This window comes from Herbaspirillum lusitanum, from assembly GCF_026127345.1.
GTDB classification, from domain to species: domain Bacteria; phylum Pseudomonadota; class Gammaproteobacteria; order Burkholderiales; family Burkholderiaceae_D; genus Herbaspirillum; species Herbaspirillum lusitanum.
The window spans coordinates 329,216-351,839 of record NZ_QXFG01000010.1; the positions used below are offsets into that span (position 1 = coordinate 329,216).

The 22,624-nt window shown below is 59.2% G+C and carries 23 protein-coding genes; 9 read left to right on the forward strand and 14 right to left on the reverse strand.

The genetic code is table 11. From position 1 onward, the window contains the following. Window positions 1-8: 8 nt before the first annotated feature. Together DXT88_RS16320 and DXT88_RS16325 are read right to left on the reverse strand one after the other, a co-directional pair. Entirely contained in the window at window positions 9-692 is a 684-nt protein-coding gene (locus DXT88_RS16320) for a response regulator transcription factor (protein ID WP_029363385.1), read from the reverse strand. Window positions 693-847: 155 nt separating this feature from the next. After that, window positions 848-2,104, reverse strand: a complete 1,257-nt coding sequence (locus DXT88_RS16325; RefSeq protein ID WP_265215015.1) for an EAL domain-containing response regulator — start codon at window positions 2,102-2,104, stop codon at window positions 848-850. Window positions 2,105-2,368: 264 nt separating this feature from the next. Between DXT88_RS16325 and DXT88_RS16330 the strand changes: the two genes are divergently transcribed. The 7 genes from DXT88_RS16330 to DXT88_RS16360 all read left to right on the forward strand — a co-directional run bounded on the left by DXT88_RS16330 (window position 2,369) and on the right by DXT88_RS16360 (window position 10,803). Then, entirely contained in the window at window positions 2,369-3,025 is a 657-nt protein-coding gene (locus tag DXT88_RS16330; RefSeq protein ID WP_016834013.1) for a DUF1120 domain-containing protein, read from the forward strand. A 39-nt stretch (window positions 3,026-3,064) separates the two neighbouring features. Beyond that, a complete protein-coding gene (locus tag DXT88_RS16335; RefSeq protein ID WP_265215018.1) occupies window positions 3,065-3,757 on the forward strand; it encodes a DUF1120 domain-containing protein in 693 nt (230 codons plus the stop codon). Window positions 3,758-3,894: 137 nt separating this feature from the next. Further along, window positions 3,895-4,605 carry a fimbria/pilus chaperone family protein gene (locus tag DXT88_RS16340; RefSeq protein ID WP_265215020.1) on the forward strand — a complete coding sequence of 237 codons (711 nt, stop codon included), beginning with the start codon at window positions 3,895-3,897 and terminating at the stop codon, window positions 4,603-4,605. Window positions 4,606-4,638: 33 nt separating this feature from the next. Next, window positions 4,639-7,236 carry a fimbria/pilus outer membrane usher protein gene (locus DXT88_RS16345; RefSeq protein ID WP_265215021.1) on the forward strand — a complete coding sequence of 866 codons (2,598 nt, stop codon included), beginning with the start codon at window positions 4,639-4,641 and terminating at the stop codon, window positions 7,234-7,236. After that, entirely contained in the window at window positions 7,223-7,825 is a 603-nt protein-coding gene (locus DXT88_RS16350; protein WP_265215023.1) for a DUF1120 domain-containing protein, read from the forward strand. The genes DXT88_RS16345 and DXT88_RS16350 overlap by 14 nt, the downstream gene beginning before the upstream one ends. 118 nt (window positions 7,826-7,943) lie before the next feature. After that, window positions 7,944-9,464, forward strand: coding sequence for a DUF1800 domain-containing protein (locus tag DXT88_RS16355; RefSeq protein ID WP_265215025.1), 1,521 nt, complete (start codon window positions 7,944-7,946; stop codon window positions 9,462-9,464). A 16-nt stretch (window positions 9,465-9,480) separates the two neighbouring features. Beyond that, the gene (locus tag DXT88_RS16360) at window positions 9,481-10,803 is read left to right on the forward strand and encodes a DUF1501 domain-containing protein (RefSeq protein WP_265215027.1); all 1,323 of its coding nucleotides are present in this window, start codon (window positions 9,481-9,483) and stop codon (window positions 10,801-10,803) included. Between the two features lie 78 nt (window positions 10,804-10,881). Here DXT88_RS16360 and iscX read toward each other — a convergent pair whose 3' ends face one another. From iscX to DXT88_RS16415, 11 genes are all read right to left on the reverse strand, one after another. Next, window positions 10,882-11,076, reverse strand: a complete 195-nt coding sequence (iscX, locus tag DXT88_RS16365) for a Fe-S cluster assembly protein IscX (RefSeq protein ID WP_265215028.1) — start codon at window positions 11,074-11,076, stop codon at window positions 10,882-10,884. A 40-nt stretch (window positions 11,077-11,116) separates the two neighbouring features. Beyond that, window positions 11,117-11,455 carry an ISC system 2Fe-2S type ferredoxin gene (gene fdx, locus DXT88_RS16370; protein ID WP_265215029.1) on the reverse strand — a complete coding sequence of 113 codons (339 nt, stop codon included), beginning with the start codon at window positions 11,453-11,455 and terminating at the stop codon, window positions 11,117-11,119. A gap of 27 nt (window positions 11,456-11,482) precedes the next feature. Further along, on the reverse strand, window positions 11,483-13,348 hold the full coding sequence (hscA, locus tag DXT88_RS16375) for a Fe-S protein assembly chaperone HscA (protein ID WP_265215030.1): 1,866 nt from the start codon (window positions 13,346-13,348) through the stop codon (window positions 11,483-11,485). Window positions 13,349-13,355: 7 nt separating this feature from the next. Beyond that, complete coding sequence (locus tag DXT88_RS16380) at window positions 13,356-13,976, reverse strand: LysE family translocator (protein ID WP_016834032.1); 621 nt, start codon at window positions 13,974-13,976, stop codon at window positions 13,356-13,358. Between the two features lie 6 nt (window positions 13,977-13,982). Then, window positions 13,983-14,498, reverse strand: coding sequence for a Fe-S protein assembly co-chaperone HscB (gene hscB / locus DXT88_RS16385; protein ID WP_265215031.1), 516 nt, complete (start codon window positions 14,496-14,498; stop codon window positions 13,983-13,985). A gap of 210 nt (window positions 14,499-14,708) precedes the next feature. Next, window positions 14,709-15,032 carry an iron-sulfur cluster assembly protein IscA gene (iscA, locus tag DXT88_RS16390; RefSeq protein ID WP_016834034.1) on the reverse strand — a complete coding sequence of 108 codons (324 nt, stop codon included), beginning with the start codon at window positions 15,030-15,032 and terminating at the stop codon, window positions 14,709-14,711. A 39-nt stretch (window positions 15,033-15,071) separates the two neighbouring features. Continuing rightward, the gene (gene iscU, locus DXT88_RS16395; protein WP_016834035.1) at window positions 15,072-15,476 is read right to left on the reverse strand and encodes a Fe-S cluster assembly scaffold IscU; all 405 of its coding nucleotides are present in this window, start codon (window positions 15,474-15,476) and stop codon (window positions 15,072-15,074) included. A 63-nt stretch (window positions 15,477-15,539) separates the two neighbouring features. Beyond that, a complete protein-coding gene (locus DXT88_RS16400; RefSeq protein ID WP_016834036.1) occupies window positions 15,540-16,793 on the reverse strand; it encodes an IscS subfamily cysteine desulfurase in 1,254 nt (417 codons plus the stop codon). A 15-nt stretch (window positions 16,794-16,808) separates the two neighbouring features. Further along, window positions 16,809-17,312, reverse strand: coding sequence for a Fe-S cluster assembly transcriptional regulator IscR (gene iscR / locus DXT88_RS16405; RefSeq protein WP_029363393.1), 504 nt, complete (start codon window positions 17,310-17,312; stop codon window positions 16,809-16,811). 187 nt (window positions 17,313-17,499) lie between these two features. Then, entirely contained in the window at window positions 17,500-18,324 is an 825-nt protein-coding gene (locus tag DXT88_RS16410; RefSeq protein ID WP_265215033.1) for a hypothetical protein, read from the reverse strand. Between the two features lie 138 nt (window positions 18,325-18,462). Continuing rightward, entirely contained in the window at window positions 18,463-18,654 is a 192-nt protein-coding gene (locus DXT88_RS16415) for a hypothetical protein (RefSeq protein WP_029363394.1), read from the reverse strand. 254 nt (window positions 18,655-18,908) lie between these two features. Here DXT88_RS16415 and DXT88_RS16420 point away from each other — a divergent pair, with 254 nt between their 5' ends. Continuing rightward, window positions 18,909-20,051, forward strand: coding sequence for a glycerate kinase (locus DXT88_RS16420; RefSeq protein ID WP_265215035.1), 1,143 nt, complete (start codon window positions 18,909-18,911; stop codon window positions 20,049-20,051). Between the two features lie 140 nt (window positions 20,052-20,191). On the opposite strand, the gene DXT88_RS16425 is transcribed toward DXT88_RS16420, so the two are convergent. Further along, window positions 20,192-21,229 carry an LLM class flavin-dependent oxidoreductase gene (locus DXT88_RS16425; protein ID WP_265215036.1) on the reverse strand — a complete coding sequence of 346 codons (1,038 nt, stop codon included), beginning with the start codon at window positions 21,227-21,229 and terminating at the stop codon, window positions 20,192-20,194. Between the two features lie 478 nt (window positions 21,230-21,707). On the opposite strand from DXT88_RS16425, the gene DXT88_RS16430 reads away from it, so the two are divergent. Beyond that, window positions 21,708-22,607 carry an SLBB domain-containing protein gene (locus tag DXT88_RS16430; RefSeq protein WP_265215037.1) on the forward strand — a complete coding sequence of 300 codons (900 nt, stop codon included), beginning with the start codon at window positions 21,708-21,710 and terminating at the stop codon, window positions 22,605-22,607. Window positions 22,608-22,624 lie beyond the last annotated feature (17 nt).

Below are 22,624 nucleotides of genomic sequence, written 5' to 3' on the forward strand. Positions count from 1 at the left end.
GGTACGTCCTATATATCTTGGAGTTGATGCTGGATCTTGAACAGTTCATTGTCGTTGCGCACCCCCAACTTGCGGAAGGCCGCCTGCTTTTGTCCGCTGATGGTCTTGACGCTGCGCGCGAATTTTTCTGCGATCTGCGTGACGCTCAGCCCTTCCAGGCAACAGCGCAGCACTTCACGTTCGCGCGGCGACAATTCAACGTTGTCGGTGAGTGAATCGCCGTTTGGCGACTCTTCGTCCGATCCGTTACTGGACAGCATGGAGGAGATTTCCGCCGCCATGAACGGGTTCAGGTGCACACGCCCCACAGCCACCGAACGCACTGCGGCAATAAGCTCGGACAATTCCTGCTCCTTCCCCACGAAACCGCGTGCGCCCGCGCGCATCGCCAGCGCGACCGTAGCAGGATTGTAGTGTGAAGACGAGACGAGGATTTTACTGTCGGGGAAACGCACCTTGAGTGCCCGGATCAGGTTGAGGCCATCGATATCGTTGGCCCCGAGAGAATAGTCGATCAGCAGAATATCGGCCGGCAAAGCGCGCAAGGCGGACATCATGTCCTTGCTGGCGGCATAGGCGCCGACCACCTCGAAATCCGATTCTTCAGTGAGTCGTGCCGCGAGTCCATGCCGGACCACGGCATGATCGTCCAGCAATGCAATACGAATTGCCTTTGTCGCAGTCCAGGTCATCATCGCGTCCTTTCGCAGACGGTCATTCACGCAGAAAACCGCTAGGCATCGGAATCGATGCTCGTTTCGCCTGGATGCGATCGAAAAAGGCAGGGCTGCCGACCAGTCGAATTATGGTCGAGTGTATCAAAAATAGTAAAAATACAATAGAAAACTCAGGCATTTATGAGGCCATTATTAAACAATTGATTGGCGCCGACCTTGCTCAGAAAGTCGTCCTGACGCATGGGCGCTGCAATAAAACCCTGCCCGCGTCCGCATCCCATGGCGGCGAGGACTTCCATCTGGCGGGCGTTTTCGATCCCTTCCGCAATGACGGCAAGCTGCAGGCGCTTGGCGATGCCGATGATCGATTCGACGATGACGCGGCATTGCGGCTGGCGCAGGAACTGACGCACGAAGTGGCGATCGATGCGGATTTCGGTGAAGGGCATTTGCGACAACAGCTTCATGGTCGAAATGCCGGAACCGAAATCATCAATCGACAAACCGAACCCGCGCAGGCGCAAACGATTGAGGGACGCGGCCAGCTTCAGCGCATGTTGCGACGGCTCCTCCTCCGAAATGCCGACGGTGACCAGGTGCGAAGATATGCCGTAGCGCTGCGAACGCTCATGAAGATAGTCGGCAATTTCCGGGGTTTCCAGCGTCGATGCGGAAGCCTTGATGCAAATGGGAAGGCTGCAACCGATGTGCTCCAGTTTCTGTTGCGTTTTCAGAACATGGTTGACGGTTCGATAAAACAGCATGAGACCCAGCCCCTGCCGTTCAATCAGCGTCATGAATTGTTCCGGCGCCAGATAGCTGAATTTGGGGTGGCTCCAACGCACCATGGCGTCGGCGCCGATAATAGCCTTGGTTTTCAAAGATATCTGCGGCTGATACCACACTTCGAATTCACTGGTGTCGCAGATGGCGCGCAAGATATCGTCATCGCCAATGGCGCCGTCCGCGGTCGCCGATATTGTTTTTCCGCCCTTGGCAGGCGCAGGTTTGATCGCATTCATCATTGTCAGCGCCGTGGCGAGAATGCTTTGCAGCGTCGGCAACGTCAGTGGCTTGGCAATCGCATCGACAAAGGGAAAGCCCGCGGAATACGCCAGTTGCAGGTGCGATTCACGCACATCTTCGGCGTGCACGCTCATCCACACCAGCATCGGCAATTCCTTGCCCGCGGATTGCACCGACCGGTCTTGCGCCAGCACGAACTGCGAGCCGTCCATGTTGGGCATGCCGATATCGCAAAAGATCAAATCGATGCGGCGCTCGGACAAGCGCTCCATCGCCTCCATGCCGTCGGCGGCCTCGACCACGTTGACGCAACCGAGCTCTCGCAACTTTTCGACTGCAAATATTTTTTGCAATGGCTCGTCTTCAACTACCAGAACAGAAAGATTCGCGACTGTTTTCATCTTTACCCCAAGCGAGATGTGCACCGCAACTGCGGCATAGACTTTGATTGACCAGCTGCAATTCTGATCATCTTGCACACATCCGTATATGAGAATGATCTCAATTCAGCCCCGCTTATTTGCTGGCAATTAGTCGAAAAACGACGAGTTCGCCACAGTGGAAGTGTTTTTTCATCTGTTTCCCAGATTTTGGTTGGATGACCATCTTGGCAACGTTATCCTTGCCTGATCAAATCACAATATTCTGCAATCTGGGGAAGATCCATGAAAAACGTCGTATCGGCGATGCTGTTGCATGGCGTCGGCCTCTCTCTGCTGGCGGGTGCATCCGCCGCCGGCGCGACGGAATTGCGCGTCACCGGGAAGATCGTTCCCGACGCCTGTCTGCCAGTCTTTTCGGATGCGGGGGTGGTGGATTACGGACCGATTTCATCCGAACGCGGTGCAGCAAAAATCCTCGCCAAAAAAATTTTCACGCTCTCCGTTTCCTGTGCCCTTCCCTCACGTCTTGCATTACGCCTGATAGACAATCGTGACAGCGCGCCGATACCACAAATGCAGGCGGTGGCGATGCGCAACCGCAGCAACAAACATCTGTTCGGATTGGGTGCGGGAAGCGGACAAAACGCCGGCGCCTATATCGTGTCGTTCGAACCTGCACATCCGAAGGCGACGCCTCCCGCCATGCTGGAGTCCGCCACCGGCATCAATGCCACGCAGTGGATACTGAGCAGCGACAACACCATCCGCAAGAACGTGCTTTACGCCTGGGACGCCGAACACAAGATCCATCCCGGCGGCACCCTGAACTTCGAGGCAAAACTCAGCATCCAGGCCGTCATCGACAGCGCCGACAATACACGGGAAAAAGAAGATGCTCCGTTGAATGGCTCGGCCACTTTTGAACTCTTGTATTTATAAGCAATGCCGACGATCTTCCGACCTGAAAGAAGCGCACCTGTGAAGCACATTACAATCGCCACCGGATCCGGGATGGCGAGGATGGCCCTGGGCATTTTCTGCCTCGCCGCAACCACGCTCTCGTGCGCTGCCAACATGGTGGAAATGCAGGTAGTGAGCGTCATCACGCCCGCTGCCTGTACACCGATGCTGTCGGGCGGCGGCGTTGCCGATTACGGCATCATTCCGGCGCGCTCGTTGAAGCCCGGCACGGTGACGCCGCTGCCGTCGAAGTCGCTGTCGTTCAGCATCAATTGCGATGCCGCCGCCAAAGTGAGCATCAGGGCCATCGACAACCGCACCAACTCGGTCATCGTCGGCATCATCGCGGCCGGCTCCGGCGACGGTAATCTCAACGACAGTTTCAACTTCGGCCTCGGCACTGCCGCCGGTAAAAGCATCGGCGGTTACGCCATCGTGTTCCAGCCGGCGTCCTATACCGGTGACTACCAGCAAACCCAATTGTTGTACTCCACCGACAGCGGTACGACCTGGCAACCGTCAACGACAGGCTATGTCGCCAAGAACCGCAGCTTTGGCTGGGGCGCGCAGGGCAGTAGCCATGTCTCGTCTTTACGCACGATCTCCGGCACGGTGACCGTGCAACCGTATATCAACAAGCCTGAAAGCCTTTCCCTATCGCAAGAAATTTTGCTGGACGGTTCGGCGACGCTGGAGCTTTCCTATCTTTAAGAGTTGTCGCGACGTCATTTGGCATCCCTGTTCAACGCTTTAAATCGTTCTGAATTTTGAGAATATTCTCAAATACTCTTAAATCTGGCATCGGAGCTGTTGCAATCGTTATCTATAACAACCGGGGGGTAAATGAAATGTGCACCAATTTTAAGAAATTGCTTTTTCTTGCTGTTGCCTGTTTTCTCTCCAACGCCGTCATGCCTGTCACCGCATACGCCAGCGGCATGCTTCCGGAGACCTCGGTGGTCATCATCAACGAAGCCGACGGCGAAGCCAGCATGAACGTCAAGAACACCGACGCTAATGCCACCTTGCTGTACACCTCGATTCAAAACCTCCCGGAAGACAAGGAAAACCTCCTGATCGTCACCCCGCCCGTCGCGCGCGTCGAGCCGGATGAAACCCAGTTGGTGCGCTTCATCCTGCAAAGCAAGGAACCGCTCAAGACGCAACGATTCAAGCGCGTCATTTTCGAAGGCATCCCGCAGCAATCCAAAGACGGCGGCGTCAAGGTGACGATGAACGTGCGCCAGAATCTGCCGGTCATCATCCATCCCAAAGGTCTCGCGCCCAACCGGGAACCCTGGAAATTGCTGACCTGGTCGGTACGCAACGGCAACCTTGTCGCCAAGAACGACAGCGCCTATGTCGTGCGGCTGGCGCAGACAGTGACGCTGTTGCCGGGCAACGCCGAGCTTGATCTCGGCAAGACCTATTTCCTGCCGGGTGAAACCATCAGCGTAGCGGTCCCGGCAACTGGCGCGGCATCGACCACGGTACGCCTGGCGCCCGCGACGGTATATGGCTTCTCGGTGGACAGTTACGACGCTGCGCTTACCAGGTAAGTCCCGCTTTTTTCTCCCTCGCAACCAGGGAAAATGAATAACAAAATCCGCAGGAAACATGGGGCTTTCCTCGACCCGCGCCCGCCGCCCGACGTTCGCCTGAAGCATTGCCTCATTGCCTTGTCTGCCGTAGCGGGGGGAATGGCGGCTGTGCCGTTGCATGCTGCCGATGCCAGCGGATTCGATCTGAACATGCTGAAAGAGCGCGGCATCGATCCTCAGCTCGCGGATTATTTTCGCGAGGCTGCGCGCTTTCGTCCCGGTATGCAGGTTGTGACGCTGTTCGTCAACGGCAGCAAGCGTGGACGCGCCGATGCACGCTTCAATACCAAAGGCGATCTGTGTTTTGACATCGGCCTGCTCGACAAAGGCGGATTGATCGTGCCGCCGCAGTTGAAAAAGGCCGACAAGCCCACATCGACGCCAGGGACGCCTGCGGCACAGGCTACGACGGCTGCGTCGCCGGACTGCTTCGACTACAAGGAAGCCTTCCCGCAAACCCGGGTCGAACTGCGCCCCGGCAAGGAAGAGGTGGCGCTGGTGGTGCCCACCGATGCTTTGCGGCCCACCGAGGACGACTTCGCCGGCTATAGCAGCGGCGGGACTGCTGCGATGCTGAACTACGAAATACTCGGCGTGAACAGCAAATTCTCCGGTGGCGGCAGCCGTTTCATGTCGGGTAACGCCGAACTGGGATTCAACGTCAAGGATTGGATCGTGCGCAGCCGCGAGGTCTATACCGCCCAGGATGGAAAATCGCAGCGCCAGCATGTCTACGCCTACGCCCAAAAAACGCTGATGGATTTCAAATCCATCTTGCAGGCCGGTCAGATCAACATTGCCAATTCGGCGGTCTCAGGCGGCGCCATTACCGGGGCGCAAATGATTCCGGAAGGTGCGCTGATGAGCCTCAATCGCAACAACGTCATGGTGGAAGGCATCGCGCAGTGGCAAGCGCGCGTGGAAGTGCGCCAGGCCGGCGCGCTGATCTACACCACCGTTGTTCCTGCCGGGCCGTTCGCGTTATCCGACCTGCCGCTGCTGAACTCGGGCAGTGATCTGGAAGTCACCGTGGTGGAAGCCACCGGTGCGCAACGTCGCTTCATCGTGCCGGCCGCGTCGTTGCACAGCGGCTCGCTTGGCAGCCAGCGCGGCTATTCATTTGCCGTCGGTCGTCAGCGCAGTCTCGGCGGCAGCACCGCGCGCCAGCCGTGGATCGTGACCGGTTCGGGCGGCTGGAAAATCGGCAAGGACAGCAACGCCAACGCCGGTCTCATGGCGGCGACCTCGTATCAGGCCGGGGCTTGGGGAATGGACACACGCGTGTTCAACAGCACCAGCATCAGCCTGCAACAGCGCCTGTCCAACGCGACCGGCGAAGGCGTGCGCGGAACCCAGGTCAGCCTGTCCAGCAGCAGCCTGCTATCGACCTCATTCTCGGGCAGTTTTTCGGCGACACAGCAAACGCTCGGTTATCGCGACCTCGCCGACACCATCGTCGACACGCCCGCCAACGCCGGCGACTTGCAGCACAATCGCTATCGCGGCCAGTACACCGCATCGCTGAGCTGGAGCAATGCAACACTGGGCTCGTTCAATGTCGCCTATTCGCGCTCCTCGCTGTTCAGCGGCGTCTCGACCCAGCGCGTGACCGGCTCATGGGGTCAGACCTTCTCATTCGGCACGATATCGTTCAACCTCGAACACAATCTCGGCACCAGCGGCAACACCGACGCCAACAGCAGCAACACCGTGCCCATCAATACTTTCTATCTCACGCTGAGCATTCCGCTCGGGCAGCGCAACGTGCGCACCTACGTCAACAACAGCAGCGGCTACAAACGCTACGGCGCCTCATACAACGAGACGATCAACGAATACGCCAACTACACTGTTTCCGCAGAGCGCAACACCCAGAACCAGGAAACCGATCTCTCGACGCAGGCGTCGATACTGCCGCGCTATACCCAGGTCAACCTCGGTTATTCGCGTGCAGGATCGGGAGCGACTTCCATGAATGGCGGTCTGCGCGGCGGCATGGTGTTGCATCAGAACGGCCTGACGCTGTCGCCCTATCCGATCCAGGACACCTTCGGCATCCTGTCGGTGGGCGACGAGTCCGGCATCCGCGTCAGCACTCCCTATGGCCCGGTGTGGACGGACCCATGGGGACAGGCGGTGATTTCACAGATGGCGCCGTACGCCAGCAGCCGGCTGGAAATCGCCACCAAGAGCCTGCCGCGCAATGTCGACATCAAGAACGGTTACAAGCTCGTCGAGCCGGGACGCGGTTCAGTCAACTTCGTCACCTTCGACACCATCAAGGTGCGGCGCATCCTGCTCAACACCAAAGGTGCCGACGGCAATCCTCTGCCCAAGGGCGCGTTCGTGCTGGACGCCGAAGGCCAGTTCGTCACGACGGTAGTCGACGACGGCCAGATTTTCCTGATCAACGGCGTACCCAATTCCAAACTGGAGGTCTCGCTTCCGGACGGCAGGCAATGTTCATTGCAATTTGAATTGCCGTCCAGGGCGGATCCCAATATGTTCTTTGAAACTGCCGAGGCGCGCTGCGGTCCGGCTCTGCAAGTACAACTACAGATACGGAAAGCATCCCATGCTCAATCGTAAATCCCTCGCAGGCAGCTCCATGAACCGCCATGCCGTCGTTGCTGCGGTGATCGCATTGTCGTCGCTGTCGTCGCCGTCGTCGACACAAGCTGCTCCCAACGACAATTGCCAGATGCAGATCAGCAATACGGTGATCGACTACGGCGAGGTCACGCGCGCCGAACTGCTCGGCCGCCAGGTGTCGCCGACCGCTTTCGCATTGGGCAAGCAGACCATGACGCTCTCTGTGAACTGCCGTCAGCCGTCGCTGATGACCATCTACTTTCGCGGCGCCGCCGGTGACGGTAACGGCTACCGTTTCGGCAACGCCGGCAACTTCGTGCTGAATCTGTCGCTCGCGCAACTGGACGGCAAACGCGTCAAGCTCGGCAACGTCAAAGTCACCGGCCAGCAACCCGACAACATGATGGAAACCGCCCTGCTGTCGCCCGGCGTGGGCGTTGTGCCGGTGCAGGATGAACGCACGCTCAAGGGCGCCAGTTTCTCGGTACAGGTGGAAATCAACACCAGCGTCTCCGGCACGGCCAGCCGGGTTGCCGACCGCACCACATGGCGCAGCAGCGGCAGCTTCGAGCTCGTGGAAAACTGACGAATAGCTGAAGGACTGCTGACGACGTTTCAGCAAGAACAAAGCTTTTACACTTTATTACAGCGACGTTCGGTGAGGATGCGATACTTTAAGCATTCTCTTTCCTACACGCGGCGTCATGCAAATCCCTCGTAGATATGGTGTGATCGGATTGCTTGCACTAGGCTTGGCCAGTGCTTGCGGTCAGGCGTTCGCGCAAGCGCTGAATTCGCAGGAGCAGGCGTTGCATGTGCTCAATCGCCTGGCCTACGGGCCGCGTCCGGGCGATGTCGCCGCCGTTGAAAAAATCGGCGTAAAACGCTACATCGACGAGCAACTCAATCCGGAACGCATACCTCTTCCGCCCGATCTGCAAAGCCGTCTCGACGGCCTGGCGACATACCAGCTCACCACCTCGCAACTCTACATCGCCTACGGTCCGCCATCCTTCCCGCCCAACAGCGCCAGCACCGACGACAAGAACGCTGCACGCCAGCGCGCCGCGAAGGAAATCACCCCGCAAAGCCATGCCGCGCGATTGTGGCTTGCCACCGAAAGTCCGCGCCAGTTGCAGGAAGTGATGACCGAATTCTGGTTCAATCATTTCAATGTCTTCGAAGGCAAGGAATGGGTGCGCTATTGGAGCGCCGATTACGAAAAGAACGCCATCCGGCCCAAGGCACTCGGCAATTTTCGCCAGTTGCTGGGCGCGGTCGCCCATCATCCGGCGATGCTCTATTACCTCGACAACTGGCTCAGCAGCGGCGCCGGTACACCGCAAGCCAAAGGACGTTTCAAAGGCCTCAACGAAAACTATGCGCGCGAGCTGATGGAGTTGCACACACTTGGCGTCGACGGCGGCTACACGCAGGCCGATGTCATTTCGCTGGCGCGCATCCTGAGCGGCTGGACCATAGATGAAGCGAACATGAAACAAGGAGCCGACAGCGTCAACAGCGCCGGCTTCGCTTTCAATCCACAACGCCATGACGGCGCGGCCAAGCAATTCCTCGGTCGCACGATTGCGCCAGGCGGCCAGCAGGAAGGCGAACAGGCGCTCGACATGCTGGCGCGCAATCCGGCGACGGCGCGCTTCATCTCGACCAAACTGGTGCAATACTTCGTTTCCGACCAGGCCGATCCGGCGCTGGTCGAGAAACTGGCGCAGCGCTTCCTCGCCAGCGACGGCGACATCAAAACCGTGCTGCGCACCTTGTTCGACAGTCCGCAATTCTGGTCGCGCCGGAACTACCAAAGCCAGTTCAAGACGCCCTATCAATACGTCGTCTCCAGCCTGCGCGCCACCGCTACGCCGGTCGTCAACGCCAAGCCCGTGAGCGGCGTGCTCAGCCAGTTCGGCATGCCCCTGTACGGTTGGCTGACGCCGGAAGGTTACAAGTTCTCCGAAGAGGCCTGGCTCAATCCCGACGCGCTGCTGCGCCGGATCAATTTCGCCAACGGTCTGAGCAATGGCAAATCTCCGATTGCCCGCGCCGAAAATACGCAACCGGCAGCCAATGCGGAAGCCGTCGATCCGGTGCGACTGATCCAGACGCTGTCGCCGCTGCTGGACCAGAACGCCGTGACCGCAATCGCGGGGGCGCCGCCCAACTTGCAGGTCGGCCTGATCCTGGGCGGACCTGCCTTCATGAAACGTTAAGAGCATCGGAGCCGCAATGAAACGTCGGGACTTCATTCGCTATATGGGCCTGGCCGGCAGCGGCGCGATCCTGCTGCCGGTCGGACTGTCCGGCTGCGCGGTGGCGCCCGCCGGCAAACAGATTGCCGCCCATGCAAATACCAATGGCAACGCGCCATTGGCCTACGGTACTCCACGCCAGCGCGCGCATGCTGACGGCGACGGCACGCCGCGCATGGTGGTGGTGTTCCTGCGCGGCGCCGTCGATGGTCTCAACGTCGTCGTACCGCACGGCGACCGCGAGTACTATCAGGCGCGTCCGGGCATTGCCGTCGCGCATCCCGGTCAGAACAACGGCGTCATCGACCTGACCGGCTACTTCGGCCTGCATCCGTCCCTGCGTCCGCTGATGCCGTATTGGGACAGCGGCCAACTGGCCTTTGTGCATGCCTCCGGCTCCCCCGACGGCTCCCGCTCCCATTTCGAAGCGCAGGACTATATGGAGACCGGCACGCCCGGTCAGCACAACACGCGCGACGGCTGGATGAATCGACTGCAAGGCCGCTTGCCGCCCTCCGAATCGCCGGTGCAGGCGCTCACGCTGGGCGAATCGATTCCGCGCATCCTGAGCGGCCGGCAAGTGGTCGCCAACATGCCGACCGGGCGCGATGCGGCACGCCCTACCTTGATCGACCAACCGAAAATCAGCCAGGCCTACGGTGCCATGTATGCAGGCAACGATGCGCTCGGCAAGGCCTATCGCGACGGCATCGCCGCGCGCAGGGAATTGATGGCGGAACTGAGCAGCAATGAGCAGCGCATGGCCAACAATGGCGCGCCGCTGCCGAACGGCATGGCCATCGATGCGGCGCGGCTGGGTCGCCTGATGCGCGGCGATCCGAAGATACGCCTGGGCTTCCTGGCGGTAGGCGGTTGGGATACGCATGCCAACCAGGGCAACGGCGCGGGGCAACTGGCCGGACGCCTGGCCCCGCTGGCGACCGGATTGGCGACGCTGGCGCAGGAACTGGGCCCGGCATTCAACGATACGGTGATCGTGGCGATATCCGAGTTCGGCCGCACCTTCCGTGAAAACGGCAACGGCGGCACCGACCACGGCCACGGCAACGTCATGTGGCTGCTGGGCGGCAACGTGCGCGGCAGGACGATTTACGGCCAGTGGCCGGGGTTGAACAAGAACGAGCTCAATGAGGGACGCGACCTTGCGATCACCACCGACTTCCGCGCGGTGATGTCGACGCTGGCAGAGAAGCACATGCGCATTCCGGACAACGCCTTGCAAGAGATTTTTCCGCAATACGCGATGGGCATGCAGCATGTGTCGAACATCCTGGTGTAAAAGGCAGGCGTGGAGCGGGCATCGGACAACAAAAAAGGAGCGATTACGCTCCTTTTTTGTTGTCATGCCGTCGCTGAATTATTCCGCTTCCTCGATCCATGCCGTTTGGATCGCTTCGAGAATTTTCTCGCCCGAGCGATTGGCATCGTCGTCAAAACCATCCAGTTCCATCACCCAGCGATGCAGGTCGGTGAAACGAATGGTCTTGGGATCGATGTCGGGAAATTTATCGTTGAGTTCTTCAGCGATATGCTGAATGTCGGTCCATTTCATGGCTGCCTCGCTAACGTAGGTCGCACACTACCAGACAGAATCAGTGATTCTCGCTGGCGTGGTTGATGGTGTATTTCGGAATTTCAACGACCAGATCGTCGTCGCCCAGCACCACCTGGCAAGACAGGCGTGAATTCGCTTCCAGGCCCCAGGCCATGTCGAGCAAATCCTCTTCCTTGTCGGTCGGGTCATCCAGGGTATCGAAACCTTCGCGGATCACCACGTGGCAAGTGGTACAGGCGCACGATTTTTCGCAGGCGTGTTCGATATCGACATTGCTGTCGAGCATGGCGTCGCACAGACTCTTGCCGGCCGGTGCGTCGATGACGGCGCCGTCAGGGCAAAACGTGGGGTGTGGAAGTATGACGATTTGTGGCACGGTATTTACCTTTAATGACTTTGTCTTTTACGAAACTTCATCCAATTTCTTGCCTGCCAGCGCGGCATGGACGCTACGATCCATGCGGCGGGCGGCGAATTCTTCGGTGCCATGCGCAAGCGCTTCCACCGACGCCTTGATTGCCAGGTGATCGTCACTTTGCGCCTTCTCGCGCACGATCTCGATCAGCGCGGCAATGTCGATACGCTCTTGTTCGGTGAGCAATGCGCTGTCGGCATCCAGCGCCGATTGCGTCGCCAGGATGATGCGCTCGGCCTCGACCTGCTCTTCGCGCAGGGCGCGGCGTTTCATGTCTTCATCGGCTGACTGGAAGGAATCCTGCAGCATGCGTGCGACGTCGTCGTCGGCCAGGCCGTAGGAAGGTTTGACCGTGATCGCCGCTTCCACTCCTGAGGTCATTTCACGCGCCGACACCGACAGCAAGCCGTCGGCGTCGACCTGATACGTTACGCGGATACGCGCAGCGCCGGCGGCCATCGGTGGAATACCGCGCAGCTCGAAGCGCGCCAGCGAACGGCAGTCGGTCACCAGCTCGCGCTCGCCCTGCACCACATGCACTGCCAGCGCAGTCTGGCCGTCCTTGAACGTCGTGAACTCTTGCGCGCGCGCACACGGAATCGTGGAATTGCGCGGGATGACTTTTTCCGCCAGCCCACCCATGGTTTCGATGCCGAGCGACAAAGGAATCACGTCGAGCAGCAACCAGTCGTCGCCGGCGGCGCGGTTGCCGGCCAGCAGGTTGGCTTGCACGGCGGCGCCCAGCGCCACCACTTTGTCCGGATCGATGTTCGCCAATGGCGTGGTCTGGAAGAATTCACCGACCGCCTTGCGCACGTGCGGCATGCGCGTAGCGCCGCCGACCAGCACGACGCCATCGACGTCGTCGACGGACAAACCGGCATCGCGCAAGGCCTTGCGGCTAGGCGTGATGGTCTTGGCGACCAGATGCTGGGTCAGCGCCACGAACTCTTCGGCGGTAATCGACAGATGCACTTCTTCGCCGGAATTGAGCACGGCGTCGATTTGCGTGTAAGCCTTGGACGAGAGCAACTCCTTTACCTCGCGGGCCTTGACCAGCAGGATGCGCGTGTCTTCGTCCGACAATGGGGCCAGTTGCGATTGCTCACAGATCCAGCAGAACAGGCGCTGGTCGAAATCATCGCCGCCCAGCGCTGAATCGCCGCCGGTCGACAGGACTTCAAACACGCCCTTGGTGAGTTTCAGGATCGAGATGTCGAAGGTGCCGCCGCCAAGATCGTAGACCGCGAAGATGCCTTCGGACCCGTTGTCGAGGCCGTAGGCAATCGCTGCAGCCGTGGGCTCGTTGAGCAGGCGCAGCACGTTGAGGCCGGCCAGTTGGGCGGCATCCTTGGTGGCCTGGCGTTGCGCATCGTCGAAGTATGCCGGCACGGTGATCACGGCGCCGACCAGATCGTCGCCCAGCGCGTCTTCCGCGGTCTGGCGCAAGGTCGCGAGGATCTGCGCAGAAATCTCGACCGGGCTCTTCACGCCGGCCACGGTTTTCAGTTGCACCATGCCCGGCGCATCCTGGAAATCGTAAGGCAGGTTTTCGACGTAAGCGATGTCTTTCAGGCCGCGGCCCATGAAGCGCTTCACCGATACGATGGTGTTCTTCGGGTCGATGGTCTGCGCGGCTTGCGCCTTGTAGCCGATGTTGGCGTGACCGTTGGGCAGGTAACGCACCACCGACGGCAACAGGCTGCGGCCTTCTTCATCGCTGAGGACTTCGGGGATGCTGTTGCGCACGGTGGCGACCAGCGAATTGGTAGTGCCGAGATCGATGCCGACCGCCAGCCGATGCTGGTGCGGCGCGGTGGACATGCCCGGTTCGGAGATTTGGAGAAGAGCCATAGTCGATTTATTCCGGCAAGGCGATGCGGATACCGAGTCCCACAAACGCACAGCCGGCAAGCCTGTTCAAATAGAGAGCGGCACGCGCCTGACGCTTGAAATAGGCGCCGACGATGCCGGAGAAAAATGCAATCGCGCTGAAGATCGCCAGCGCCTGGAGAATGAACACCACCGCCAGCAACAGCATCTGCCAGGCCACATGACCGGCTTGCACGTTGACGAATTGCGGCAGGAAGGCGATGAAAAACAGCGTCACCTTGGGATTGAGGATGTTGGCGATCACGCTTTGCCAGTAAATGCGCGACAGGCCAAGGCTGACCGGCGTCATGGTCGCGTCCATCGACATCGAGGCAGCCGAGCGCAAGGTGCGGATGCCGAGATACACCAGATAGGCGGCGCCGGCATATTGCAAGGCGTGATAGGCGGCCGGGTATGCCTTGATGATGGCAGCGAAACCCAGCACCGCCAGCAAGGTATGGAAGAACAATCCGGAAGAGAAACCGAGTGCGGCCACCAACCCGGCCTTCCTGCCCTGCGCGATGCCGCGCGTGAGCACGTAAATATTGTCAGGCCCCGGCGCCAGGGTCAGCATCATCGCGGCGGCAAGAAACAGGAATACGTCAGGCATGGCGCATCAACCTTCGATCAGGGCGAAAGCGTTGCCGATCTCTTCGCCGAATTTTTCAAGGAACATCAACTGGCGCACCAGCTGCGCGGCGCCGGCAAAGTCGTCGGCGTCGAGTAGTGTTTCGATGCGGGCGATGGTATCTTTTTTTGCACCGCGCAAGGCGCCGTCGAGCTGCTCAAGGGCGTCGATATTCTTGCCTGCGCGTGCATCATCAAGTTCTTCGCGCCACTCCATTTGCTGCATCAGGAATGCGGGCGGCATGGCGGTGTTGGATTCGGTTTCGAGATCGACGCCGTTGAGCTCACACAAGTAGGTGGCGCGCTTGAGGGGATTCCTGAGGGTCTGGTAGGCTTCGTTGGCGCGCGTGGCCCATTGCATGGCGACGCGCTTTTCTGCGCCAGTCGCATGGGCGAACTTGTCTGGATGGGCCTGGTTCTGCACTCCGTGGTACGCCTTTTCCAGCGCAGTCAGATCGACGGCAAAGCGTTGCGGCAATTGGAAAAGTGCGAAATGATTTTGCATACGTTGTGCAACCGGGGAGCGGATGGGTAAAAATAAAAAGCCTGTTCGGACTTCAACAGGCTTGGCAGAACAACGCTTCAGAGGCTATCGCTACGACTATTCTGGCTAAGCACGGCACTACATTTGCACATCAATTGGTTCGCAGACCTGTTCAGATGTTTTCGCCGAGGATGCCGATCCCGGCGCCTCGACATGCAAACTCAATCCCGATCAGATACGGAAGCTTTCACCGCAGCCGCACTCATCCTTCATGTTCGGATTCTGGAACTTGAAGCCTTCGTTGAGGCCTTCGCGAGCGAAGTCGAGTTCGGTGCCGTCAATGTAAGGCAAGCTCTTGGGATCGACAAAAACGCGAATGCCGCGCGATTCGAACACCTGATCTTCAGGCGTTTCCTCGTCCACATACTCCAGCTTGTAGGCCAGGCCGGAGCAGCCGGTCGTGCGCACGCCAAGGCGCAGGCCCAGGCCTTTGCCGCGGCGTTCCATATAGCGGCTGATGTGCTTTGCCGCTTTTTCAGTCAGTGTGATTGCCATGATGCTTGCCCTTCGCGTGCTTCTTGCTTACTTCTTGAATTAGGCCGCAACCTTTTGTTCAACGCTGCCGTGCTTGGCCTTGTAGTCTTGCACTGCAGCCTTGATGGCGTCTTCCGCCAGGATCGAGCAGTGGATCTTCACCGGCGGCAACGCCAGTTCTTCAGCGATCTGGGTGTTCTTGATCGACAGGGCCTGATCCAGCGTCTTGCCCTTGACCCATTCGGTCACCAGCGATGATGAGGCAATGGCCGAACCGCAGCCGTAAGTTTTGAACTTGGCATCCAGGATCACGCCGTCGGCGCCGACCTTGATCTGCAACTTCATGACGTCGCCGCAAGCGGGCGCGCCGACCATACCAGTGCCTACGGTCTCGTCGCCCTTTTCGAAGGCGCCGACGTTACGTGGGTTTTCGTAGTGATCGAGTACTTTTTCCGAGTAAGACATTTGATGCTCCTTGATGAGATCGCCACGCCATTCATATGGGGGCGGTTTTCATTTTTGCGATGTTTAGTGTGCTGCCCATTGGATCGTGCTGATGTCGATCCCGTCCTTGTACATATCCCACAGCGGCGACAGTTCACGCAGCTTGCCGACCTTGCTCTTGATCAGATCAATGGTGAAGTCGATGTCTTCTTCGGTCGTGAAGCGACCGATCGTGAAGCGAATCGAGCTGTGCGCCAGTTCGTCGCTGCGGCCCAGCGCGCGCAGCACGTAGGACGGTTCCAGGCTGGCCGAGGTGCACGCCGAACCGGACGACACCGCAATGTCCTTGATCGCCATGATCAGGGATTCGCCTTCGACGTAGTTGAAACTGACGTTCAGGTTGTGCGGCACCCGATGGTCCATGTCGCCGTTGATGTAAGTTTCTTCGATCTCTTGCAAGCCCTTCGCCAGGCGATCGCGCATGGCGCGGATGTGGGCCAGTTCGGATTCCATCTCTTCGCGGGCGATGCGGAAGGCTTCGCCCATGCCGACGATCTGGTGCGTCGCCAGCGTGCCGGAGCGCAGGCCGCGCTCGTGACCGCCGCCGTGGATCTGCGCTTCAATACGCACGCGTGGTTTGCGGCGAACGTACAGCGCGCCGATGCCCTTTGGACCATAAGTCTTGTGGGCCGAGAAACTCATCAGATCGACTTTCCAGCTTTCCAGATCGATGGCAACCTTGCCGGTCGCCTGCGCTGCATCGCAATGGAAAATGATGCCCTTGGAGCGGCAGAATTCGCCGATCTCGGGAACCGGCTGGATCACGCCGATTTCATTGTTGACCAGCATGACAGAGATCAGGATGGTGTCGGGACGCACGGCGGCGGCGATCTGCTCGACGGTCACCAGGCCATTGTCCTGCGGCTGCAGGTAAGTCGCTTCGAAACCTTGACGCTCGAGTTCACGGAAAGTATCCAGCACGGCCTTGTGCTCGGTCTTGACCGTGATGATGTGCTTGCCCTTGGTCTTGTAGAACTGCGCGGCGCCCTTGATGGCCAGGTTGTTGCTCTCGGTCGCGCCGGAAGTCCAGATGATTTCGCGTGAATCCGCGTTGACCAGCTTGGCGACTTCTTCACGTGCATCTTCCACGGCCTTCTCTGCGGTCCAGCCGTACATGTGGCTGCGCGACGCAGGATTACCGAACTGCTCGCGCAGGTAGGGAATCATCTTGTCGGCCACGCGCGGGTCGACCGGCGTGGTTGCCGAATAATCCAGGTAAATTGGAAAATGCGGCGCCTTGAGGGTGTCCAACAGGCTTTTTTCCAGGGGTGCGTTCATTTGTTCTAGCTCCAATCAAACCGCTGCGTGAGGGCGGTGCATGACAACCACGCTTTGTTCGGTACCGAGGGTTCTGTGTTCCGGATGCTTCTGTTCTTTGGTGTGCTGCTGGTTGACCAGGTCTTGCAAGGAGACCGAGTCGAGATATTCGACCATCTTTTCATTGAGCGTCGACCAGAGGTCATGCGTCATGCAGCGAGTGCCGCCGGGATGGGTCACGCTGTGGCAATTTTCCTTGCCGCCGCATTGGGTTGCATCCAGGGGTTCGTCGACCGCGATGATGATGTCGGCGACCGATACGTCCGCCGCCTTGCGCGCCAGGTTATAGCCGCCGCCGGGTCCGCGCACGGACTCGACGATCTGATGGCGCCGCAATTTGCCGAACAACTGCTCAAGATATGATAAAGAAATTTCCTGTCTCTCGCTGATGGCGGACAACGTGACGGGGCCATTGCCGTGGCGCAACGCCAAGTCAATCATTGCTGTCACCGCAAAACGGCCTTTAGTAGTTAATCGCATGAACTCTCGACTCCAGAACAGTTTTCAGTCCCACTCCCTGAATTCCCGAATATTTACGTCAAGTATAGCAAACTTGAGTAATCTTGTCAGGTACTGCAAAACGCTCTTTCCCGCTATGGAAAAGCAGCCTGGATTGAAAGGCGGGAAGGCATGCGGGCAAAGGTTTTGCCCTTAAAGGAAGGCTGAATCAGCCGAAGAATTCGCGCAGCAGGAAAGCCTGCAAGCCAGCGTTGTCCTCCACCCTGGCAGACAAAGTGACGACCCTGCCCAGCTTTTGGGAGTCAAACGTAAAGTCGCCCGTCACATTCTGCCGGATGATGGCGATCATGCTGTCCACGATCGCCTTGTCCATATCGCCATTCAAGCCGGCATCCACGGTAATGGTGCGTCGCGATTTGTTGCGCGCGTCCTTGGTCCATCCGTAGAACAGGTATTGGGAGATACGCGGTCCCTTGCTGATGATCTCGAACATGCCGTTGCTCGGTCCGCGGGCCTTGCGCGCCTGAAAGTCGATATTCGCCTGGGCGATTTCATTGGCAGAAGGCCCCTGCTCGGCCGCACGTGCGGCGGCGTTTTCGCGTGCGGCTGAATCCTCGCTGGAGCGCCGCCGTTCGCGTGCGGCGTTGAGCATGGTGGACATGTCCATTTCCGGCGGCGCCTGGGTGATGGCGGTCGGTGAATTGGAAAGGGGCAGCGCCGGCCGCGTCGGCGCGGACGAGCTGGGTTTGGCGCGCGCAATCTGTCTGGGCTGCGGCGTCGGCTTTTTGACGGGCTTGGCTTTTTCGGGCGGCGTCGGTTGCCTGACAGCGGGCTTCGGCGGACTCGGGACGAACGTCACCTCAAGCGGTTCATTGGAAGAACGTGCCTGGGGTTCGATTTTTTGCAGCAGGCTCGGCCGCAAAACAAAAAACAGCAGCACGTGAATCAGAACCGACAGGCTGACGCCGACGATGGTTCTGTTGCGAGTGCGTGTTTTGGGGGAGGTTCGGGAAAGTGTCGTAAAAATCGCCATACCATGCAGCAACAACCAATAGCGTCCAGTTTTTCAGCGCTCATCATACCTGATGCCACGCATCAGTCCGGACCATTGATTCGCAATGCTACTGCCTTGAATCGCAGAATGCAAACCGCCTAAACCTGGAAACCATCCTCAATGGCGCCAGTGTCCGCGACCACCCCAACCGCCGCGATAACCGCCGCCCCAGCCATAACCGTAGTACACCGATGCGGACGGCACGACGTAGACCGGCGCAGGCTGACCGTAATAGGGATAGGGGTCGTAGGGAACCGCCACGCAACCGCCCAGCATCAGCGCCGGGATGATCCATAGCAAACGTCTCATGATGCCCTCCTGCCGGGAATATTCCACAGTCATCATGCCCCGGCGGCGACCAGCGTACCAGTGCCATTACCTTTTGTTACCTCGCGTACCTGCGGGAAACATGGATGCTTGCTTATATAATCTCCGAGTTCATCCGTCACGATGACTCACTGAACATAAAAAAATAACCGATCATTCCAGGAGACAAGCAAGCCCGCGCCGCAATACCCTGCACGTCCGCCGCCTTGCCGAACTTCAATTACCGAAAAGCCTTCATGACCACCGCTTCCGCCCCCGTTGTCGTCATTGCCCCCGACTCCTTCAAAGGCTCGCTCAGCGCGCAAGAAGTCGCCGAAGCCATCGGCGCCGGCGTCCACTCCGCCGCGCCGAACGCAATTGTCCGCCTGTGCCCGATCGCTGACGGCGGTGAAGGCACGCTCGACGCCCTGCTGCACGCAGGCGGCGAAGTTCAGCGACTGCAAGTGCGCGGCGCGGCAGGTGCCTTGCGCGACGCCGCCGCCGGCATCCTCAGCGACGGCAGCGCCGTTATTGAATCCGCCGAAATCGTCGGACTGACCGACAGCGCAGGCACCGCAGTCGCCGTTGAAAACCGCTCTACACTCGGCATCGGCGACGCCCTGCTGGGGCTGCTCGACAGCGGCGCGCGACGCTTCCTGATTGCGCTGGGCGGCAGCAGCACCAATGACGGCGGCATCGGCATGCTGGTTGCGCTGGGTCTGAAGCTGTATGACGCCGCCGGCAAGGAACTGGAACCGCTGCCGTCGCAACTCGCCAGGTTGGCGCGTGTCGATGTCGGCGGCCTCGATCCGCGTCTGAAGGATATTCACATCGTTGCCATGTCCGACGTCGACAATCCGCTGTGCGGCGACAAGGGCGCGACGGCAGTCTTCGGCCCGCAAAAAGGCGTGACTGCCGAACAGATCAAGCCGCTTGACGCCCTGCTCGGTCACTTCGCCAGTCTGTTCGAACAGGCCAGCGGCCGCAGTGCGGCCAACTTGCCGGGAGCCGGCGCGGCAGGTGGATTGGGATATGCATTGCTGATGCTCGGCGCCGAATTCCAATCCGGGGCGCAGACGGTGGCGGACTACATCGGACTCGATGCGGCGCTCAAGGACGCCGACTGGCTGATCACCGGCGAAGGCCGCAGCGACGCCCAGACGCTGCACGGCAAGGCGCCTTTCATCGCCGCCCAGCGCGCGCGCCAGGCCGGCGTGCAGACTTCATTGTTGTCCGGCGGCATCGATCGCTCCGCGCTGGGCCGGCTGCAGACCAGCTTCTCGGGCTGCTTCTCGATCACGTTCGGACCGACCACGCTGGACAAGGCCATCGCAGATGCCGCCGGATTACTCAGGGACAGTGCCGAACAGATGACGCGCCTGTGGCTGTCCGGACGTTGATTGAAACAGGATGGCTACTCACAAAAACTGGGGATAATTTTGTGGATAACCTTGAGGAGTTCTTGCTATCCGATTGATTTTAAAAGAATTTATTGGATTGCTAAAAGTGGATGCATTTTCGCGCATTCCGCCTCTGACGATCAAACCAGCGCAAACTCCCGCGCAATCAACTCATACGAACGCTTGCGTGCTTCATGATCGTAAATGATGCTGACGATCATGACTTCGTCCGCGCCGTAGGCCTGCGCCAGCGTCTCGATCTGCTCGCGCACCCGCGCCGGTGAACCGATTACGGCGCGCCGGCCCGACGGCAAGGTGGACGAAGGCAAGTCATGTTCCTCAAAGAAGCGCAATGCCGTCTCCACCGACGGAATCTTGTCCAGACGGCGCCCGCTATGCATGTGGATCAGGCGCATGCCGTAGCTGGTCGCCAGCAACTTCGCCTCCTCATCCGTCTCGGCGCAAATCACCTGCAGCGCAACGCCCTGGCATGCTTCGGGCCAATGCGGCGACGGCACGAAATCGCGCCGGTAACGCGCCGCCACGGTTTCGCCCGCCGCCTGGATGAAATCTGCAAACATGTAAGGCATGCCCAGTTCGGCTGCCCAGATGCCGCTTTGCGCCGAGGAGCCCAGCATCCACGGCTGCAGCAGCTCGGGGCTGCCGGGCATGGGCGGCAAACGCGCGAACGGATGATCTCCGGGCAGCTCGTCCCACAGGTAAGCCAGCAGCTCATTCAATTGATCGGGGAAATCGTCCTGTGGACGCTGACGCCGGTCACGCTGCAATGCCGACGCCGTCAGCGAATCACTGCCCGGCGCACGCCCCAGCCCAAGGTCGATGCGCCCCGGATACAAGCCGCTCAGCATGCTGAAAGACTCTGCCACCTTGAGCGGACTGTAATGCGGCAACATCACGCCGCCGCTGCCCACGCGCAGACGCGAAGTGGCAGCGGCAATCGGCCCGATCAGCACCTCCGGGCTGGCGCAAGCCAGCGATTGGGTGCCGTGATGTTCGGCCACCCAATAGCGGTAATAACCCAGGCGATCGGCCAGCACGGCCAGATCGAGTGAATTCCGAAGCGCCTGCGCGCTGCTCATTCCCTCGGAAACCGGGGCTTGGTCGAGCACGCTGATGCGCAGGGGCGAAGTAGAAGAAATAGCGGTTGCAACTGACATGGCGCAAGGAGCTGAAAACAATCCGCCAAGGATAGACGAAATCGCGAAAACAGTTTTCTGCGGACAGATTTCGGCGTGACGTCCGACGAGTCCCGGCGCAGCGCGTGCGATGCGTTTTAAAGCTGCAATATTGAATTGATATCGCACAATATCTATGCTTAACTGGTCGCACAGCCGAAGTTGCAACGCCATATCGATGCAATTGAAAGAACTTCCGTGCATCGGAACGATCCATCGGCAAGAATAAAAACAGGTAAAATTACCTTGCAGAAACATCGTCGCAAGGCGACTCAAAATTGCAAAGATTTGTAGGCATCATTGAAATTTTTTTGAAATACGTCTGTTTTCGATTAATATGCACGACTTAAGTTGTCATATTTACAAAACTTTGCCTCCTGATTCACGTTTCATTGCCCACACAACGACGTGCCGCGTGCCGCACAAGCAATCGTTTTGTCATCAGTCACGGGAGTTAAGTTTGCGCCGATTCGCTTTATTCATTGCCACCATCATCTCCCTCCTGACGAGCTTTTCCGCTCTGGCGCAGGTGCCTACCGATCCGACCAGGACCGGTGAACTGATGTCCGCGCCACCCGGCACTCTGTCCACGCTGGCGCTGCCCTCCTCCACTGTGACGAATACCCGCGTGGGCTCCGGCGACGTATTGCGCGTGACTGTGTTTGGTCAACCCGACCTGTCCGCAGAAGTCGGCGTCAACGACAAAGGCTTCCTGACGTTGCCGCTGATCGGTGGTATCGACGTCAACGGCCTGACCACCAGCGAAATCTCCGCCAAAGTCGCGGATGGCCTGCGCAAGGGGCAGTACCTCAAGAATCCCGAAGTATCGGTGGAAGTCGTCCAGCTGCGCAGCCAGATGGTGTCGGTACTGGGTGAAGTCAGCCGTCCGGGCCGCTATCCGATTCCCGGCCACATGAGCGTGCTGGAACTGCTGGCGACCGCCGGCGGCCTCACCGCGCAGGCCGACCAGACCGTGACGCTGCTGCGCAGGAAAAACGATAACAACGGCAGTAGCGCCGAAATCGATGTCCGCATCCCTATCCTGCTGAGCGAAACCAGCGCTACCGGACGTACTCCTCTCGATGTCGAGCTCAACGCCGGCGACGTCGTCAACGTGAACAAGAAGAAGCTTTTCTATATCCACGGCGAAGTCAATCGCCCGGGCTCCTACCCCATGGAACAAGACATGAACGTCATGCGTGCGATTTCGCTGGGGGGCGGCATGACGCAGCGCGCATCGCAACGCCGGATCTATATCAATAGGGAAATGCCTGAAAAGGGTGTACAGGAAATCAAGGCAAAATTGACGGACCCGATCTTGCCGGGCGACGTCGTGTACGTCAATGAAAGTCTATTCTGAACAAACATCAAGGCTAT